The following is a 16,570-nucleotide window of genomic DNA, read 5'->3' on the forward strand; positions in this document are numbered from 1 at the left end:
CTCGTAGCGCATCATCTCGCCTTGCCTCCTTGCGGAGACAACAACCGGCGCTCCCACATCCATCAGACACGGCCTAGCGCCGGACGTCCGCGCGCAGCCGCTCCAGGAAGAAGGCCACCACCACCAGCGAGTGCGTGATGTGGCCCTCCAGGATGAGCCGGGGCACGTCCGAGCGCGGATACAGCTCCACGGCGATGTCCTCGCCGTCGTCCGGATGGCCGTCGCTCACGCGCTCGCAGTCGAGCGCCAGGAAGCTGAAGCACCGGTTGGCCTGGAAGGCCGGATTGGGGTGCACGGCGCCCAGCGGCTCCAGCCGTCCGGCGCGGTAGCCCGTCTCCTCCTCCAGCTCCCGCGCGGCGGCCGCGGCCGGGTCCTCGCCCGGATCCACGCAGCCGCCCGGCACCTCCAGCGTCGCCGCGTCGATGCCGAAGCGGAACTGGCGCACCATCACCAGCTGGTCCGCCTTCGTCACCGCGATGACGTTCACCCAGTCCGCGCACTCCATCCGCACGCGCGGGTGCTCCAGGTTCGTGCGCGGGTCGGCCACGATGTCCTCGCGCACCTTCACCACGCTGAAGTCGTGCTCCAGCCCCCGGCGCAGGCGCGTCCAGGGCTTCACCTTCGGTTCGGGCGCGGACGACACGTGCGGGCTTCCTTTCAGTTGAGCAGCTCGGCCCGCTCGCGCAGCTCGCGCGCGGACAGCTCCAGGCGCTCGCGGTCCGGCGCGTCCGGGGACAGCTCCAGGCACCGCTCCACGTCCTTGAGGGCCGCGCGGTAGGCGCCCATCGTGGTGAGCAGCGTGGCGCGCGTGCGCAGCTCGCCCGGGTGGTCCGGCGCCAGCAGCAGCAGCAGGTCCACCACCGCCAGCCCCTGCTCGCTGTCGTCGCGCCCCAGGTACACGCGGCGCAGGTTGGACAGCATCCGGTAGGCGATGAGCTCCACCGGCGCGGGCGCGAGCATCGCCCGGTCGAACTTCAGCTGCGGCGCCACGCGCTTGAGCAGCTCCTCGCAGCCGTGCTCCGTGAGGATGTCGCCGTGGTGGAAGGGGTCCATCACCAGCTTGTGGTCCCCCGCGTCGCACGCCACCAGGAAGTGGCCGGGGAAGGGGACGCCGTACAGCGGGATGCCCGCGCGGCGCGCGACCTCCAGGTAGAGGACGGACAGCGTGATGGGCAGCCCCACCTTCCGCTCCAGCACCCGGTCCAGGAAGCTGTTGTCCGGGGCGTGGTAGTCGTCCTCGTTGCCCCGGAAGCCCTCGATGTCCGCCAGCACGTGGCGCAGGGCGCGCAGCGGCGCCAGGGCCTCGCCCTTCTCCGAGAGCCGCTCCGCCTCCAACTGGACCCTCACCGCGAGCGCGTCCAGCGTGTGCAGGCACGCCGGGGCGTCCAGGTCCTCCCGGCCCAGCGTGGCGATGGCCAGCGCCGCCAGGTCCAGCCGCGGGGGATCCGCGGCCAGGGAAGACACCAGCCGCTCGCGCGCCAGCGGAGGGCCGAATCCAGAGGGAAAGCTCACGGTGCGCACCAGTACCCCACGGAAGGTCCCCACGGCAAAGGCAGGCAACCGGGCATCATGCCCCTGGCGGCGTCGCGGGCAGCCGGCCCTTGATTTCCGCCCGGATGGCCATGTGCGCGGAGATGAGCCCCGCCAGGATTCCGTCCTCGAATTCGAAGGAGGGGTGCTCCTTCAGCTGGGGGAAGTCGTGCGGGTTGCGCATCTCCTCCGGCCCGATGTTGGGCACCGCCTCGCGCGCCAGCCGCAAGACCTTCGCCTGCTGCTGGGTGATCATCCGCTCGTAGAGCGAGGTGGCCAGGTCCAGGAACTCGTTCGCCGTGTCTTCCGTCATGGTGGTGTGCCTACTCCTGGGCGATGTCCCATTTCATCCGCCGGTAGGTGTAACGGAAAGCGTCCGCGTTCGCTTCGACGGCGTCCCCCTGGGTCTCCCGCCCGTCCAGGAAGGCCACGAAGTCGAACTGCCGGTCGGGCTTGCCGTACTCGGCATCGAAGACGCGCACGATTTCATTCGCCGGCAGCGTCCGCCGCCCCGCCACGCTCACCAGGGGGATGTCCAAGCCCTTCATGTCCTTGGAGGGCGCGTACGACTTCCAGACGAGCTCCGTGCACACCAGCGTCTGGTCGGAGAAGAAGTCGAAGTTGAAGTCGTAGGGCCGGCCCTGGAAGGTGAAGGCGCGCAGGATGGCGCGCGCCTTGTCCACGGCCGACAGGCGCGGGCGCAGCACGCCCAGGTAGTCCACGTGCATGCCGTGCTCCACGCCGGTGAAGCTCACGCCCTCGCTGATGGCCTCGATGATGCGCACCGGGTCTCCGTGCGCGTCCTGGCCGTTGTACTCCTTCCACTTGGCGGGGAACGCCCGGGCCAGGTGGGCGGTGAACGTCTCCGGATGGCCGGGCAGGGTGGCCACCCAGGCCTTCACTTCGGGATCCGCGTCGAAGGCCTGGGCCAGCTCCTGGGCGGTGCCCAGGTAGAGCTCCGCGTGCGGCCAGAAGCCCGGCAGGCCGATGTTGGACAGGAACCAGTTCTGGCGCGCGACCATCACGTCGCCCGGGGCCATGCGCGGAAGCAGCGCGAGCGTCTGCTCGCGGGAGATGAGCGGCCGGCCCACGCGGTACACGCGCGTGTCCCCCATCCACTCCGCCACCGTCTTCTGCACCGGGAACACCGCCCGGGCGGTGGACTCCTGGGTGAGGTCCGCGGCGGCCTTGGCGAAGAGCACCGGGCCGCGCAAGAGCAGCCGCGAGCGCGCGCTCTGGCTGTCCTGCTTCATCGCCTGGAGCAGCGCGGGCACACCGGGCTCGTTCAGGATGCCCGCCTTCGCCAGCACGGGGTTGAGCGTCGCGCGGTAGCCGTCGCCGGTGAACAGCTGCGTGGTGGTGCCCACGTGGACGACCTTCTCCTTGAAGCGGCTGAAGGCGCGCGCGGGCAGGCCGTATTCGGGGCCCGGCTCGTCCAGGAGGACGTTCAGCTGCGCCTGCCCCCCGGCCAGGTCCGCGAAGGCCAGCCCCTGGGCCAGCTCCGAGGCGAGCGCGGCGTGGGTGAGCAGGAAGCCCCAGGCGTGCTTCTTCGGCTGCAGGAGGGAGGGCGCCTTGAGGAAGTCCCAGTAGCGCTGGCGCACCACCTCCGTGGAGAGGAAGCAGTCGAAGAAGGCGGCCCAGGTGGACACCAGCAGCTGCTTCTCCTCCGGGGTGTACGGCACGCCCTGCTCGCGCCGGTACAGCGCCTTGGAGCGGAAGGCCTCCTCGCGCAGCCGGCGCAGCCCCTCCGTGCCCTGGCGCAGCGTCTCCAGGTCGCGGCGGGCCTGGGCGACGAAGGCGGCGTCGTCCAGGGCGTAGACGTCGGCCGGGGCCCGGGTGGGAGGAGGCGTGGGGACGTCGGAGGGCTCGCCGGCCGGTGGGGTGGCGAGCGTGAGCCAGGCGAGGAGCAGGGAGGCAGGGGACATCGGGAGACTCCGGCGGGCGTTGGCGCCGGGGGACTCTACCCTGAAGCGGGCGCGGGCAGGACGGCCGCTCCCCCGCCCGCCCGGCGTCGAAGGGGGTTCGGCGTCAAGCTGGCCCGGGGCGGCCGCCGTCCCCACGTTGTCTCGTGGACGTCGTCCGGGCCTGGGGGCCCGGGCAGAGAAAGGTGGAAGGCACGATGGCTTACGGACTGGCGGAGGATCCGGCGCGCTCCATCACCCCGCATCTGGATGGGGTGGAGTACCCCGCGACGCGCGAGGAACTGGTCGAGGCCGCCGCGGACAACGAGGCCCCGGTCGACATCATCAACATCCTCAAGTCCCTGCCACAGCAGGAGTACATGTTGCGCGAGCACGTGCTGCGCGACCTGGCGGAGGCGGAGCGCCGCTTCGCGATGAACGGCCTCCGGGACGACGACGGCGTGGACCGCGACCGGCGCAACATCGGCCGGGACCGCATCGAGGGCGAGGAAGGCGACACCCGCCACCCATAGTGTCACCCGCGCGGTGACACCGCGCTTGGACCTTGCAAGACGCTCGCGGGCGCGCCGGCTTTCTGCCAGCGTTCGCGAGCGCATGCGTCCTGGTCCCCTGTGGTGGTGTCTCGTGCTGTCGCTGGCCGCCGGGTGCAAGTCCCGGTATCCGCCGCTCAACCCCGCGCCGGGGCTGCCCCCACCGGTGCGCCTGGACTTCAAGCCCCCCGTGGACCGCCTGCTCACCGAATCCGTGCGCGCCACCCGCGCCGTCCAGCGCCCGGGGCAGCCGGAGACCCGCGACGAGGCCGCCTTCACCACGGAGACGCGCTTCACCCCCTCCGACGGCGGCTGGCGCGTGACCCAGGCGGTGCGCACCCCGCGTCAGGTCCACGCCGGGCAGGACGTACCGTCGCTGGCCGGCGCCGTGCTGGAGCGCTTCACTTTGCGCATGCAGCTGGCGGCGGACGGCACCTTCGTGAAGCTGGTGGGCGCGGAGGCCGCGGAGGAGGCGCTGCGGCAGGTGGCGCCCTCCGGGCCGGGCGTCGCGGAGGTGGCGCGCTTCTTCACGCCGGAGGCGCTGGAGATCCGCACGCGCCGCGAGTGGGAGGCGAAGTACTCGGGGCTGCTCCAGCGCAACCTGGTGGAGGGCCAGCGCACGTGGGCGGTGGACTTCGTGTCCGTGGACGGCGTGGAGCGGGCCTACCTGCTGGAGCGCACGGTGGACGGCACGCGGCCCACGATGTTCGGCGACGCGGTGGCGCTGAGCCTCACGTGCCTGGACGCGCTGCCCACCAAGGCCCCGGCGGAGATGCGGGCCGCGTGGTCGGAGGCCGGGTCCCCCGAGCTCTTCAAGGGCGTGACGTGTGAAGGCGAGCAGGTGATCGCGCGCGGCCGGTTCGTGCCGGTGCGCCGGCTGCTGAAGGTGAAGGCGGTGGGGGAGGGCGGGACCGTGACGCTCACCACCGAATCGCAGGCGGAGACGCTTCAGGAGGAAGGGCCATGAATCACGCGGAGTACCTCATCGAGGACGAAGCGGGCGTGAAGCGCGTGGTGCAGGACGCGCGGCGGGTGGCGGTGCTGGGCATCAAGACGGAGGACCACTCCGCCCAGCCCGCGTACTACGTGCCCGAGTATCTGGCGAAGGCGGGCGTGGACGTGGTGCCCGTGCCCGTCTACTACCCGGACGCGAAGAAGATCCTGGGCAAGCCCGTGTACCGGCGGCTGGTGGACATCCCGGGCGACATCGACGTGGTGGAGGTGTTCCGCAGGCCGGGCGACATCGACCAGCACGTGGACGACATCATCGCGAAGAAGCCCAAGGCGGTCTGGTTCCAGTCCGGCATCCGCAACGACGAAGCGGCCCGGAAGCTGGCGGCCGCGGGCATCCGCGTGGTGCAGGACCGCTGCCTGATGGTGGACCACCGCCGCTACAGCGGGCACTGAGGCGAAGAAGGCCCTCCGCACCCGAAGGTCCGGAGGGCCTGGCTTGCGACAGGGACGCGAGAGGCGCCGGCTCAGAAGTTGCCGGAGATGACCTTGGGCAGGACCTTCTGCAGGTCGGGCAGCGGGCCAATCTGCCGCGAGTCCGGGGCCTGGGCGGTGCCGTTGTTGCGCAGGAGGCTGCGCATCTGGACGGACGTCAGCACCCGGCCGTTGGCGCGGGCCACGCCCTGCGCGCTGAGGGCGGTGCCCACGACGATGGGCGACGCGCTGGACGTGCCGCTGAACGTGGACGTGTAGTACCGGTCCTCGCCGGAGGCGCTGCCGAAGCGGTCGCCGTAGCCGGTGGTGACGACGGACTCTCCCCAGCCGTGCACGTTCACGCGCTGGCCGAAGTTGGTCCAGCACATCGGGGTGCGCGGCGAGCTGGCGGTGCTGGCGCCCACGATGATGGCGCCCGAGTCGCGCGTGGCCGGGTTGAAGAGGCCGCCGTAGGCCGCCGCGTCCAGGTTCGCGCTGCCGTTGCCCGCCGCCTCCACCACGATGACGCCGTTGGCGGTGGCGTTGCGGATGGCGTCGAAGTTGTCCTGCCAGTACTCCATCGCGATGTAGTTGCACTGGGACGTGTTGCACGTGCAGGCCGTGCCGTCGTTGGGGCCGCCCGCGTGCAGCTCGATGAGGATGACGCCGCCCGCGCCCGCCGCCGCCGCCGCGTTGGTGATGGCGCTCGCGGTGCTCTGCTGGCCAATGGCCTCCACGCCCGCCGTCGCCCCGTTGGCGATGCCCGTCACGCCGATACTGTTGGCCACGCCGATGATCTCACCCAGCACCGCGGTGCCGTGGTTGCGCCAGCCCAGGTCGTTGATCTGCGCGCCGCCCTGGCGGAAGAGCGCGGGGAGGTCCTCGTGGGTGGTGCGCCAGCCCCCCTCGATGTCCACGAACCTCACGTTGGTGCCCCGGCCGCCGTTCACCGTCCACGCGTACGTCGCGTTGACGCCGCCGGGCGCCGCGTTGAGGTAGCCCTGGTTGCCCTGGTACAGCGGCGTGACGGGCGGGTCCGCCGCCAGCAGCGCGCGCAGCCCCGCGTCCATCCCGAAGTTCACCATCGCCGGCTCCGCGGGCGGCGCCGCGTAGGCCGTCTCCACGCTGGACACGCGGTTGAGCGCCGCCACCAGCTCCGCGACGCCCTCCGCGGTGGTGCCGGGCAGCAGCGGGACCTCGTAGTACAGGTTCAGGTCCGCCAACTGCTCGCCGCCCTGCTTCTCACCGGACGCCTTGCTCGCGTCCAGCGCGGCCTCCTCCGCCTGGAACACCCGGTCCAGCGAGCCGATGCGCGGCGCGCGCTCCAGCAGCGCCGCCACCTGCGCCACGTCCGCCTCCAGCCGCGCGTCGTCCAGCCGCAGGCCGGACAGCAGATCGCGCTCGGCCACGCTCCGCTCCGACGCGAGCACGCGCAGCGCGTCGCCGCGCAGGCGCACGTGGCTGCCTTCGTGGAACTTCACCACCAGGCGCTCCACCAGCGTCCCCGCGGGCAGCTCGCGCCCCGTGGGCTTCGCGGTGAGCGCGCGCGGCGCGAGCTTCGGCGCGGCACCCGCGACGGGGGCCAACGCCAGCAGGGACACAGCCATGACCGCGCCCCGCAGGGGGCGCAAGGACAGCGTCGACTTCAGCATGGACTTCCTCCGGGATGGACTGCCACCCCACCATCGCATGCCGGTCTGTCATTTAAGTCTGACTATTCTGTTATTTCTGTCCTGTTGTTTTATTCGCGCTTCGCTGAAGCGGGGGGGATGCAGGCGTCTCAGGTGCTCTGCTCGAAGAAGGGAAGGGGCGGCCGGGCGAGGGAGCGCTCGGCCGACAGCCGGGCCTGGTCCAGCGCGTCGAAGCCGCGCTCCAGCGTGGCGGGCGTCACGGGCGGCAGGTTGGAGACGACGACGTAGACGGGCACCTGGCGCTGCTGGAGCACGGTGAGCTGGAGGCGGAAGTGGTCGCGCCGGAGCGCGGCGGACCCGGCCGCCAGGCCCTGGGGATAGGCCATGGGGCCGCCCACGACCTTGCGCGTCCGGCTGGGCAGGTAGTGCACGAGGATGGCGTCCAGGTCCTTGCCAATGGCGCTCTCGTGCAGCGACAGCGCGGGGGCCTTGTCCACGAGGCCGCCGTCCCAGAACAGCTGGCCGTCCAGCGGCACCGCGCGGAAGAGGCCGGGGTAGGCACAGGTCGCGTGGACGCGCGGGGCCAGGTCCCCGGTGGTGAAGACCTCATGCGTGCCGTGGGTGAGGTTGGCCGCGGTGAGCAGCAGCGGGTGCGGCAGGTCCTCGAAGGTGGGGACCGGCAGCGTCTCCTCCAGCAACCGCCGGAAGCGCTCTCCCTTGAGCAGGCCGGTGAAGCCGTGCCCCTGGGCCGCCACGTTGAGCATCGCGCCCAGCGGGTCCGGGTCCCAGAAGTTGGCCCGCGTCTGGCGTAGCACCAGCTCCTCCAGCGCCGGCATGGCCATGCCCGCCGCCGCGTACGCCGCCACCATGCCGCCCGCGGACGTGCCCGCGTACGCGTGCGGCTTCAGGCCGGAGCCGTGCAGGCCCTTGAGGAAGCCCGCGTGGCCGTAGAAGCCGAAGTAACCCGCGGAGAGGACCAGCCCGAACCGCTTGCCTTCGAGCAGGGTGTGAAGCGTGGAAGAGGGCGCCATATCGGATTTTTACGGGATGGTTGCGACCCAAGGCAACGCAATGCGTTGCCGGGGCCATTGTCTGGATGTCAGAGCATCGATATATGTTGATGGCTCGATATGGACATCCTCTCCCAATCCTTCCGTGTCCTGGGGGACACGACGCGGCTGCGCATCCTCCGGCTGGTGGCGCAGGCGCCGCTGAACGTGACGGAGCTGGTGTCGCTGGTGGGGGTGGCGCAGTCATCGGTGTCGCACCACCTGGCCAAGCTGAAGGGGCTGGGGCTCATCCGGGAGGAGCGGCAGGCGGGCTTCACCTACTACTCGCTGGCCCTGGAGCCGGACGACGCCCGCTGGCCGCTCGTCCGGCTGGCGCGCGAGGCGGAGGACGCCGCGGGGGACTCCGCGCGGCTCAACGACCTCTTGCGCGCGCGGGAGGACCGGCAGGCGCTCAACGAGCGGCTGTTGGAGCCGGGCCAGTCGTGGTTCCTCTGGGCGGGGGCGCTGGCGTCGCTGCTGCCGCCGCTGGACGTGGCGGACTTCGGCTGTGGCACGGGGGTGTTCAGCCGGGCGATGGCGCGGTGGGCGCGGCATGTGTGGGCCATCGACCAGAGCGAGGACGCGCTGGGGCAGGCCCGGGTGCTGGCCCAGCGCGACGCGCTCACCAACATCACCTTCCTGCGCGAGGACCTCCACCGGCTGTCGCTCCAGGGCGGGCGGATGGACCTGGTGGTGATTTCGCAGAGCCTGCACCACGTGGAGTCGCCGACGGCGGTGGTGTCTGAAGCCGCACGGCTGCTCAAGCCCGGCGGGCGGCTGGTGGTGTTGGAGCTGATGCCGCACGAAGAGAAGTGGGTGCTGGACCGGCTGGGGCACCGGCACCTGGGCTTTTCGCCCGAAGTCCTGGAAGCGGCCCTTCGCGAGGCCGGCTTCACGTCGTTCACCCGCGAGACGCACGCGCGCGACGGGGCCAGTCCCTTCCGCGTCTTCCTGCTGACCGGAGTCAAACCGTCATGACGAGCCACATCGCCCACCCCCTGCCGCTCCCCCCCGGGGAGCACGGCCAGCGCGTGGAGGCGCTCAAGGCCGCGATGCGCGAGCGCATCCTGGTGCTGGATGGCGCCATGGGCACGCTGCTGCAGGGGCACCAGCTCGTCGCGGCGGACTTCGGGGGCCCGGAGTTCGAGGGCTGCAACGAGCACCTGGTGCTCACGCGCCCGGACGTCATCGAAGGCATCCACGCGAAGTACTTCGCCGCGGGCGCGGACGTGACGGAGACGGACAGCTTCGGCGGCACGCCGGTGGTGCTGGCGGAGTTCGACCTGGGCCACAAGGCGATGGAGATCAACATCGCCGCGTCCCAGCTCGCGCTGAAGGCCGCGAAGGCCGCGGAGGCGAAGGACGGGCGGATGCGCTGGGTGGCGGGCTCCATCGGGCCCACCACGAAGGCCATCAGCGTCACGGGCGGCATCACCTTCGAGGAGCTGGTGGACAACTTCGCCGTGCAGGCGGAGGGGCTCGCGGTGGGCGGCTCCGACTACCTGCTGGTGGAGACGGCGCAGGACACGCGCAACGTGAAGGCGGCGCTCCTGGGCATCGACCGGGCGTTCAGGAAGCTGGGCTGGGCGCTGCCGGTGGCGGTGTCGGGCACCATCGAACCCATGGGCACGATGCTCGCGGGCCAGTCCGTGGAGAGCCTGGCCACGTCGCTGGAGCACACGGAGCTGCTCTACCTGGGGCTCAACTGCGCCACGGGTCCGGACTTCATGACGGACCACATCCGCTCGCTGTCGTCCATGAGCTCCTTCCCGGTGTCGTGCGTGCCCAACGCGGGCCTGCCGGATGAGAACGGCCAGTACCTGGAGTCGCCGGAGATGATCTCCCGGTCGCTCAAGCGCTTCTGTGACAGCGGCTGGCTCAACGTGGTGGGGGGCTGTTGTGGCACGCACGCGGGCCACATCGAAGCGCTCGCCGCGATGGTGAAGGGCCTCAAGCCGCGCACGGAGGTGCCCAAGCCGCGCTCGTCGCTGTCCGGCGTGGACTACCTGGAAGTGACGGACGAGCAGCGCCCCATCATCGTGGGCGAGCGCACCAACGTCATCGGCAGCAAGAAGTTCAAGGAGCTCATCGTCGCGGGCCAGTTCGACGACGCGTCGGAGATCGCCCGGGCCCAGGTGCGGCGGGCGGCGCAGGTCATCGACATCTGCCTCGCGAACCCGGACCGGGACGAGCTGGAGGACATGCGCCACTTCCTGGAGGTGGTGGTCAAGAAGGTGCGCGTGCCGCTGATGATCGACTCGACGGACGAGAAGGTCATCGCCATGGCGCTCACGTATTGCCAGGGCAAGGCCATCATCAACTCCGTCAACCTGGAGGACGGCGAGGAGCGCTTCGAGAAGGTGGTCCCGCTCGCGAAGGCGTTCGGCGCGGCGCTGGTGGTGGGCTGCATCGACGAGGTGGGCATGGCCGTCACGCGCGACCGCAAGCTCGCCGTGGCCGAGCGCAGCTACGCGCTGCTCACCCAGAAGTACGGCATGCGCCCGGAGGACCTGTACTTCGACCCGCTCGTCTTCCCCTGCGCCTCCGGCGACGCGCAGTACACCGGCAGCGGCGTGGAGACCATTGAAGGCGTGCGCCTCATCAAGCAGCGCTTCCCCGAGTGCCGCACGGTGCTGGGCATCAGCAACGTGTCCTTCGGCCTGCCCACCGCGGGCCGCGAGGTCCTCAACTCCGTGTTCCTGTACCACTGCGTGCAGGCCGGCCTGGACATGGCGCTCGTCAATTCGGAGAAGCTGGAGCGCTACCCGTCGCTGCCGGAGGAGGAGCGCAAGCTGTCGGAGGACCTCATCTACAACCGGGGCGCCGACCCCGTGACGCCCTTCGCGGCGCACTTCCGTGAGCGCAAGCCCGCGCGCGCCCAGGTGAGCAGCCTGCCGCTGAACGAGCGGCTCCAGCGCTACATCATCGAAGGTACTCGCGACGGGCTGGTCGCGGACCTGGACCTGGCCATGAAGGAGATGGCGCCGCTGGAGATCATCAACGGGCCGCTGATGAAGGGCATGGACGAGGTGGGCCGGCTCTTCGGGGCGAACGAGCTCATCGTCGCGGAGGTGCTCCAGAGCGCGGAGTCGATGAAGGCGGCGGTGAGCCACCTGGAGCCGCACATGAGCAAGACCCAGGCGGCGTCGCGCGGGAAGATCGTCCTCGCCACGGTGAAGGGGGACGTGCACGACATCGGCAAGAACCTGGTGGAGATCATCCTCGCCAACAACGGCTTCCAGGTGGTGAACCTGGGCATCAAGGTCCCGCCGGAGCAGCTGGTGCTGGCGGTGCGGGAGCACCGGCCGGACATCCTCGGGCTGTCGGGCCTGCTGGTGAAGAGCGCGCACCAGATGGTGGCCACCGCGGAGGACCTGAAGCGCGCGGGCGTGGAGACGCCCATCCTGGTGGGCGGCGCCGCGCTCAGCCGCAACTTCGTGGACCGCAACATCGCCCCGGCCTACGGCGGCGGCACGGTGGCGTACGCGCAGGACGCGATGAACGGCCTGGAGCTGGCCAAGCAGATCGTCGAACCGGGGGCTCACGCGAAGCTGCGGGACGACCTGGCCGCGCGCCGCTTCAAGCTCGCGCAGGAGGTGAAGGAGCGCCCCGCGCCCGCGGCCCCGGTGCGTCGCTCGCGCAGCGCGGAGGTGCCGCTGCTGGACGCGGTGCCCCCCGCGCCGGACTTCGCGCGGCACGTGCTGACGAACACGCCGCTCGACCACATCTGGAAGTTCATCAACCCGGTGATGCTCTACGGCCGCCACCTGGGCCTGCGCACGTCGTCGCGCGCGCTGGGCACCCCGGCGGAGGCCGACCTCGCGAAGACCGAGGAGGGGCGCAAGGCGCTGGCGCTGAAGGAGGCGGTGGAGGAGCTGAAGGCGCTGCTGCGCGGCGGCGTGATGCAGGCGCGCTCGGTGTTCCAGTTCTTCAAGGCCGGGAGCGACGGCGACCGCGTGCTCCTCTTCGACGGCGCGACGGGCGAGCCCGTCACGTCCTTCGACTTCCCCCGGCAGGACAAGGACAACGGCCTGTGCCTGGCGGACTACGTGAAGCCGCTCCAGGGCGGGAAGCCCGTGGACGCGCTGTCGCTGTTCGTCACCACGGCGGGCTCGGGCATCCGCGAGCTGGCGGACGGCTTCAAGGCGAAGGGCGAGTTCCTCAAGATGCACGCGGTGCAGGCGCTGGCGCTGGAGACCGCGGAGGGCTACGCGGAGCTGCTGCACACGCAGCTGCGCAGCATGTGGGGCTTCCCGGACCGGCCGGACATGTCGATGCTGGAGCGCTTCCGCGCGGAGTACACCGGCAAGCGTTACTCGTTCGGCTACCCGGCGTGTCCCCGGCTGGAGGACCAGACGAAGCTGTTCGCCGCGCTCAAGCCGGAGGAGATCGGCGTGCAGCTCACCGACGGCTGCATGATGGAGCCGGAGGCGAGCGTGTCCGCCATCGTCTTCCACCACCCGAACGCCACGTATTTCTCCGTGACCTGACGCGTCGGGGCCGAAGCCTGGGCCCGGTCGCGCCGGAAGGGATAGATTGCCGCCATGCCTTCGCCCGCCATCCGTCGCGCCGTCCAGCTCCTGCCCGCGTGTGCCACCACGGGCATCGGCAGCCTGCCGCACACCCAGGTGGAACTGGGGCTCCAGGTCGCGCTCGCCATGGACATCCCGTTCCTGCCGCAGCTGCCGGTGGGGCATCCCTCGGAGCTGATGATCCCCGCGGCGCTGGAGGGCCTGCCGGGCCTGCGCTTCGACGAGGACGGGGTCTGCACCGTGGACGTGGAGGCCTGGGCCGCCGGCCGCGCGGCCTTCGAGGCGCGGCTGGAGTCCGCGCTGGCCTCCGGGGACCTGGAGTCCTTCGAGCCCACGGCGGACGCGTGCCGGGCGTGGAAGCCGTTCCTCTGGGAGGTGGAGCACCGCAAGCTGGCGTTCGCGAAGGCGCAGCTGGCCGGCCCCTTCACGGTCCGCTCGGTGGTGCGCACGGCGACGGGGGAGCCGGTGCTGGCGGTGCCCGGCCTGGACGCGGCGCTCTACCGGCTGGTGATGGTGCGCGCGCTGGCCATGGTGCGCGCCCTCAAGCGCACGGGCACCACGCCCCTGTTCTACCTGGATGAGCCCGGGCTCTACGCCTACGTGCGGATGAACCCCCAGCACCTGCTGGCGCAGCAGGAGCTGCGGCTCCTGGTGGTGGCCCTGCAGCGCGAGGGCGCGCTCGTGGGCGTCCACTGCTGCGGCAACACGGACTGGGGCGTGCTGCTGGACGCGCAGGCGGACCTGGTGTCGCTGGACGTGCGGCTGTCACTGGACGCGATGCTGGAGGAGACGGACGCGCTGGAGCGCTTCCTCGCGTCCGGCGCCACGTTCAGCCTGGGCGTCATCCCCACGGACCTGGCGTCGACGTACTCGGTGGAGGAGCTGGCGGATTCGGTGGAGGCGTCGCTGAAGGCGGCCCTGCCCAGCGACATCGGCTTCGCCCGCGCGGTGTCCACGGTGCTGCTGACGCCCGCGTGCGGGCTCGCGATGCGCTCGGTGGTGGACGCCGAGCGCATCCTGGAGGAGTTGAAGCAGGCGCAGCGCCGGCTGAAGCGGGCGCTCGAGTCGGAGCGCCCGGTCCTTCAGGGACTGCCCCCCGCGCACTGAGCCGCGCGGGGCTTGAGCGGCTACTGACGGCCCAGCTTCAGCTCGCGTTCGGCCTGATGCCAGTCATGCTCGGGGTTGCCATGGGTGCCGCCCCGGGCCTGGAAGATTTCGAAGGCGCGGCGGGCAATCTGGTCCTGCGTGGGCGCGCCCACCGGCTTGCTCACGGGCGCGCTGGCCGTGGCCACCGGCTTCTTTTCCTCGGTCCGCTCCGGAGCGGCCTTGGGAGCCGGGTTCGGTGGGGACTTCTGCGCGTTTTGTCGGGCCATCGAGGCTTCCTCCTGGAAAAAGCGCCCGGGAGCTTCGGTTGCGCCTCTTCTCCGTGGAAGTGACCCACGAAACGGGAGGTTGCCGGAGCGACATCGCGGGCCGCCAAGTGTCCAGGTCCAAACGGCCCGTGGCAGGAGGAAAATCCACGCTCGGAGCCCCGCTCCGGCGCGGTCCGGAGGTTGAAAAAGCGCCCGGCGGCTCAGCGGCCAGCCGTCTTCCGGGCACTCCGGCCCGCGGCCTTCTTCGCGGGCGGCGCGCCGCTCTCCAACACGCCATGCCCCAGGGCCGCGTCGAGCGCGCGCTGCATCGCGGTGCTCATGCCCAGCGCCTCCGCCTCCTGGGGCGTGCACCAGCGCAGCTCCTGGAACGCGGAGGCCCGCGTGGGCCGCGAACCTCCGCGGACGCGCAGGAGCCGCAGCGTGAGGTCTCGGTGGGTGAGCTGACGCCGCACGCTGTCCAGCGTCGCCTCCAGCGTGAGCGCGGTGCCGAGCGCCGTGGCCAGCCGTGCGGTCGCCTCCGCCTCTGGCGTGTCCTCCTCCACCTCCACGGCGGGCAGCTCCCACAGGCCGCCGAAGAGCCCCTTGTCCGCCCTGCGCGCGAAGAGGAGGGTGCCCTCGTGCGGCCACACCGCCAGCGCCAGGAACAGCTTGCGGGGGGCGGCGCGCACCTTGGCCGGCGGCAGCTCCTCCACGCGGCCCTTGCGGTACGCGAAGCAGCCGTCGCGCACGGGGCACAGCAGGCACAGGGGGGACTCTGGCCGGCACACCGTGGCGCCGTGCTCCATCAGCGCCTGGTTGAAGTCGCCGGGGCGCTCGCCCTTCACCAGCGCGGAGGCCAGGGCCCACAGCGTGGCTTCGCGCTCTCGGTCTCCGGGCACGCCCTCCACTTCGAAGAGGCGCGACAGCACGCGCGCGACGTTGCCGTCCACGATGGGCGCCTGCTCGCCGAAGGCGATGGAGGCCACGGCCCCGGAGGTGTAGCGGCCGAAGCCGGGCAGCGTGAGCAGCTCCTCCGCCGTGGCGGGGAGCTTCCCGCCGAAGCGCTCCACCACCTCCCGCGCGGCGCGGTGCAGGTTGCGCGCGCGCGAGTAGTAGCCCAGCCCCTTCCACCCGGAGAGCACGTCGTCCAGGGGCGCGGAGGCCAGGGCCTTCACGCTGGGAAAGCGCGCGAGGAAACGCTCCCAGTACGGGATGACGGTGGCCACCTGGGTCTGCTGGAGCATGACCTCGCTGAGCCAGATGGCGTACGGGTCGCGCGTGCGGCGCCAGGGCAGGTCGCGCTTGTTCCGGTCGTACCAGGAGAGCAGCGGGCCGTGCAGGGCGGCGTGGCGTTCAGGGGAGACAGGGGCGGGGAGGGCCGCGGGTTCAGTGCGCTTGCGTGGGCTCATGTGATTCTTCGCGGTGGCGGCGCGAAACCCTCCCCGGGAGGTCGGGCGCGCGCGAGCGTCTTTACCTACGGAGGGGGGCGGTTGTCTCCCTGTCCGTCCCCCTTCTGGCGGGCCGGGCGATCGCCTATAGGATGCCGCGCGTCCATGGCCCGCCCTCCCATTCACAACGACTTCTCCTGGTCGAAGAGCCGCCACGAGAAGTTCTCCGAGTGCCTTCGGGCCTACTACCTCTACTACTACCGCTCCTGGGGCGGCTGGGAGGCGGACGCGGCGAAGGACGTGCGCGAGCTGTACGTGCTCAAGAAGCTGCACAACCGCTACACCTGGGCGGGCAGCATCGTGCACGAGTCCCTCAAGGACGTGCTCCTGGACTGGCGCGCCGGCCGCGAGGTGGACCCCGCGAAGGTGGAGGCGCGCACGCACAAGCTGATGCAGGACGACTTCCGGCACTCGCGCTCCAAGGCCTACTGGACGCAGAAGTACCGCAAGCCCTTCACCGGCCTCGCGGAGCACGAGTACGCGGAGGACGTGCCCAACGAGGCGTGGAAGCAGAACTTCGAGACGGTGCGCTCGGCGCTCGCGTGGTTCTTCCAGTCGCGCTGGCCCGCCGTCGCGAAGGGGCTCAAGCCCGCGCAGTGGCTGGAGGTGGACGCGGGCTTCGACTTCGCCCACTTCACGTTGGATGGCGTGAAGACCTTCGCCATCCCGGACTTCGCCTACGTGGACGCGGACGGCTCCGTCGTGGTGGTGGACTGGAAGACGGGCCGCTCGCGGGACGGCTACGACGAGCAGGTGCTGGGCTACGCGCTCTACATCTCCCAGCGCTACCGCTACCCGCTGGAGAAGGTGCGCGCGTCGCTCGTGTACCTCAACGAGGGCCTGGAGCACGACGTGACGGTGGACCCGTCCGCCATGGACTCCTTCCGCGAGCACTTCGCCAGGAGCGTGGCGGGGATGCGGGCGCTCCTGCTGGACCCCGCGGCCAACACGCCGAAGGAGGCGGAGGCCTTCCCTCGGACGGAGAAGCTGGACGCCTGCGCCCGCTGCGTCTTCCGCCGCCCGTGTGGCCGCGAGCCGGCGGTCGCGGAAGCCCGTGCCCGCGTGGCCTGACGGCTAGGCCGTGTCTGATGGATGCAGGTGGCGCAGGTAGGAGAAGATGAGCGCCACCTGCACCAGGGCCAGGTAGTTGA

The 16,570-nt window shown here is 71.2% G+C and carries 15 protein-coding genes; 7 read left to right on the forward strand and 8 right to left on the reverse strand.

Translation table 11 applies throughout. From position 1 onward, the window contains the following. Nucleotides 1-73: 73 nt before the first annotated feature. The 4 genes from FOF48_RS35720 to FOF48_RS35735 form a co-directional block, all read right to left on the reverse strand. Nucleotides 74-643, reverse strand: a complete 570-nt coding sequence (locus tag FOF48_RS35720; RefSeq protein ID WP_143909422.1) for an NUDIX hydrolase — start codon at nt 641-643, stop codon at nt 74-76. Between the two features lie 14 nt (nt 644-657). Further along, complete coding sequence (locus FOF48_RS35725; protein ID WP_143909447.1) at nt 658-1,482, reverse strand: SirB1 family protein; 825 nt, start codon at nt 1,480-1,482, stop codon at nt 658-660. A gap of 85 nt (nt 1,483-1,567) precedes the next feature. Beyond that, the gene (locus tag FOF48_RS35730; RefSeq protein WP_143909424.1) at nt 1,568-1,843 is read right to left on the reverse strand and encodes a hypothetical protein; all 276 of its coding nucleotides are present in this window, start codon (nt 1,841-1,843) and stop codon (nt 1,568-1,570) included. Nucleotides 1,844-1,853: 10 nt separating this feature from the next. Further along, nucleotides 1,854-3,455: a YiiX/YebB-like N1pC/P60 family cysteine hydrolase gene (locus FOF48_RS35735; protein ID WP_143909426.1), complete on the reverse strand. Its 1,602-nt coding sequence runs from the start codon at nt 3,453-3,455 to the stop codon at nt 1,854-1,856. Between the two features lie 194 nt (nt 3,456-3,649). On the opposite strand from FOF48_RS35735, the gene FOF48_RS35740 reads away from it, so the two are divergent. The 3 genes from FOF48_RS35740 (at nt 3,650) to FOF48_RS35750 (ending at nt 5,389) form a co-directional block, all read left to right on the forward strand. Continuing rightward, complete coding sequence (locus tag FOF48_RS35740; protein ID WP_143909428.1) at nt 3,650-3,964, forward strand: DUF2795 domain-containing protein; 315 nt, start codon at nt 3,650-3,652, stop codon at nt 3,962-3,964. Between the two features lie 82 nt (nt 3,965-4,046). Beyond that, a complete protein-coding gene (locus FOF48_RS35745) occupies nt 4,047-4,949 on the forward strand; it encodes a hypothetical protein (protein WP_143909429.1) in 903 nt (300 codons plus the stop codon). Next, complete coding sequence (locus tag FOF48_RS35750; protein ID WP_143909431.1) at nt 4,946-5,389, forward strand: CoA-binding protein; 444 nt, start codon at nt 4,946-4,948, stop codon at nt 5,387-5,389. Before FOF48_RS35745 ends, FOF48_RS35750 begins: the two co-directional genes overlap by 4 nt. Before the next feature lie 71 nt (nt 5,390-5,460). Here the strand turns inward: FOF48_RS35750 and FOF48_RS35755 are convergent, their stop codons facing one another. Further along, nucleotides 5,461-7,059, reverse strand: coding sequence for a S8 family peptidase (locus FOF48_RS35755; protein WP_143909433.1), 1,599 nt, complete (start codon nt 7,057-7,059; stop codon nt 5,461-5,463). Nucleotides 7,060-7,187: 128 nt separating this feature from the next. After that, nucleotides 7,188-8,069 (reverse strand): patatin-like phospholipase family protein, encoded by an 882-nt coding sequence (locus tag FOF48_RS35760; RefSeq protein WP_143909435.1) that lies wholly within the window; start codon nt 8,067-8,069, stop codon nt 7,188-7,190. A gap of 99 nt (nt 8,070-8,168) precedes the next feature. On the opposite strand from FOF48_RS35760, the gene FOF48_RS35765 reads away from it, so the two are divergent. The 3 genes from FOF48_RS35765 to FOF48_RS35775 are packed head-to-tail and all read left to right on the forward strand — an operon-like array spanning nt 8,169 to nt 13,726. After that, complete coding sequence (locus tag FOF48_RS35765) at nt 8,169-9,065, forward strand: metalloregulator ArsR/SmtB family transcription factor (RefSeq protein ID WP_143909437.1); 897 nt, start codon at nt 8,169-8,171, stop codon at nt 9,063-9,065. Beyond that, nucleotides 9,062-12,577, forward strand: coding sequence for a methionine synthase (metH, locus tag FOF48_RS35770; protein ID WP_143909439.1), 3,516 nt, complete (start codon nt 9,062-9,064; stop codon nt 12,575-12,577). The genes FOF48_RS35765 and metH overlap by 4 nt, the downstream gene beginning before the upstream one ends. 54 nt (nt 12,578-12,631) lie before the next feature. Then, a complete protein-coding gene (locus tag FOF48_RS35775) occupies nt 12,632-13,726 on the forward strand; it encodes a hypothetical protein (protein ID WP_143909441.1) in 1,095 nt (364 codons plus the stop codon). A gap of 20 nt (nt 13,727-13,746) precedes the next feature. Here FOF48_RS35775 and FOF48_RS35780 read toward each other — a convergent pair whose 3' ends face one another. Next, entirely contained in the window at nt 13,747-13,992 is a 246-nt protein-coding gene (locus FOF48_RS35780; RefSeq protein WP_143909444.1) for a DUF2934 domain-containing protein, read from the reverse strand. 200 nt (nt 13,993-14,192) lie between these two features. Continuing rightward, nucleotides 14,193-15,380 (reverse strand): A/G-specific adenine glycosylase, encoded by a 1,188-nt coding sequence (gene mutY / locus FOF48_RS35785; protein WP_186002213.1) that lies wholly within the window; start codon nt 15,378-15,380, stop codon nt 14,193-14,195. A gap of 144 nt (nt 15,381-15,524) precedes the next feature. Here mutY and FOF48_RS35790 point away from each other — a divergent pair, with 144 nt between their 5' ends. Then, a complete protein-coding gene (locus FOF48_RS35790; RefSeq protein ID WP_143909445.1) occupies nt 15,525-16,490 on the forward strand; it encodes a PD-(D/E)XK nuclease family protein in 966 nt (321 codons plus the stop codon). Nucleotides 16,491-16,570 lie beyond the last annotated feature (80 nt).

Source organism: Corallococcus sp. Z5C101001 (assembly GCF_007352635.1).
Taxonomy (GTDB): domain Bacteria; phylum Myxococcota; class Myxococcia; order Myxococcales; family Myxococcaceae; genus Corallococcus; species Corallococcus silvisoli.